The organism is Kitasatospora putterlickiae (assembly GCF_039527695.1).
Taxonomy (GTDB): domain Bacteria; phylum Actinomycetota; class Actinomycetes; order Streptomycetales; family Streptomycetaceae; genus Kitasatospora; species Kitasatospora putterlickiae.
In genome coordinates this window covers 1-1573 of sequence record NZ_BAAAKJ010000359.1, presented here as the reverse complement: position 1 = coordinate 1573, position 1573 = coordinate 1, and the positions used below count along the sequence as shown (strand labels likewise).

Below are 1573 nucleotides of genomic sequence, written 5' to 3'. Positions count from 1 at the left end.
CGCCGTCGCACCGGGGCCCACCGGGACCGCAGACGCCGACGCCGGGGCGGCCGACGCCGCGCGCCCGGAGCGTGCCGAGCCTGCCGAACCGCACGCCGCCACCGCCGCCAGCAGCACCCCCGTCGCCGCCGCAGCGGCCACCTTCCGACCGGCCCCGCCCATGTCCCGCCCCTCTCGTGTCCGTGGCCCATCAAGATAGACGCGCCCCCGGGTGGCCGGCTCCCCGGGGCGGACCCTCAGGGCCCGGCCGGCGGGACGGCCCCCGGCGCGCCCGGCGGGAGCGGCTCGACGCCGGTGACCCGACTGATCCGGGTCGGCTCGATCAGCACGACCACCCGCCGCTCCCCCGGGACGACCCACTCGTACGCCTCCACGCCGAGGTAGGTGCGGGCCAGCCGGTCCATGTTGCGCACCGCCTCCTCGCCCTCGACGAAGCGCACCGCGCGGCCCCGGATCTGTACCCGGTCGTAGGGGTCGGCGGGGTCGGCGAGCGAGAGGCAGACCCGGGGGTCCCTGCGCAGGTTCCGTTCCTTGACGCGGCCCACGGAGGTGTTGAACAGCAGCAGGTCCCCTTCCATCCCCACCCACATCGGGCTCACGTGCGGCGACCCGTCGGCGTTGACCGTGCCGACGTACCAGATGTGCCCCGCCTCGATCCGGTTCCGGACGTCCTTCGAGATCTCGACCATGCGCGGAGTCTTCCCTCCGCCCGCGCGGTCGTCACCCGGACCGCCCACGGCACTCGGGTGAACACGCCCGGAACCTCCACTCGAAGGGCCCACCGACCGGGCCGCCGCTGCCGCCTTCGGGTGGCAACGGCCGCCACCGTGGTTGACGTTGGATCAGGCGCCTGCCCGCGAGTCCCCTGGCCGACGACGTGTCGGCGATCCCGGGTACCGCGCCGGAAGGATCATCATCATGCGTTCTGCACGCACGCTGCTCGCCGGGGCCGCCGTCGCCGCGGCCCTGACCGTCGGTGCCCCGCTCGCCTACGCCGACGGTGCCTCCGACCCGGGCAAGAACCTGACCTGGGAGGAGAAGCAGGAGAAGGCCGCCAGCCCCGAGGGCCAGAAGACCTGGGAGGAGAAGCAGAAGGGCTCCGAGGGCAAGGGTTCGGAGGGCAAGGGTTCGGAGGGCAAGGGCTACGAGAGCAAGGGCGAGGAGAAGGCCCCGCACGGTGGCGTGCACACCGGCGGCGGCGGGCTCGCGCTCTCCGGCGGCGGCCTCGCCTCCGGCGCGGTCCTGCTGCTCGGCGGCCTCGGGGCGGGCGCGGTCGCGCTGCGCCGCGGCCGCCGTACCGCCGGCGCCGCCGTCTGATTCCCGCGCCGTTCCCGCCGCCTCCCCTTCGCGGGTGGAGGCGCGCGGGGCGGCGCTTTCGGTTCGTCGGTCCCGCGGCCTCCGGAGCGCGGGCCGCGGAGAGGAGTACGAGCGACGATGGCCGGTCCGATCACCGGTACGTCCCGCCTGCTGCGCGGGGGAATGGGCGCCGCGGCGCTCGGTCTGCTGCTGATCTACAACTCGGTGGACACCGTCCCGGCGGACGGGTCCGTACCGGGGCAGGCCGCGCCCCCGG

The 1573-nt window shown here is 75.6% G+C and carries 2 protein-coding genes; one reads left to right on the top strand and one right to left on the bottom strand.

Annotation, left to right across the window (positions count from 1 at the left end; all coding sequences use genetic code 11):
* Nucleotides 1–236: 236 nt before the first annotated feature.
* Nucleotides 237–689 carry a PPOX class F420-dependent oxidoreductase gene (locus ABD308_RS32655; protein ID WP_344343131.1) on the bottom strand — a complete coding sequence of 151 codons (453 nt, stop codon included), beginning with the start codon at nt 687–689 and terminating at the stop codon, nt 237–239.
* Between the two features lie 229 nt (nt 690–918).
* Between ABD308_RS32655 and ABD308_RS32650 the strand changes: the two genes are divergently transcribed.
* Nucleotides 919–1317, top strand: coding sequence for a hypothetical protein (locus tag ABD308_RS32650; protein ID WP_344343130.1), 399 nt, complete (start codon nt 919–921; stop codon nt 1315–1317).
* Nucleotides 1318–1573 lie beyond the last annotated feature (256 nt).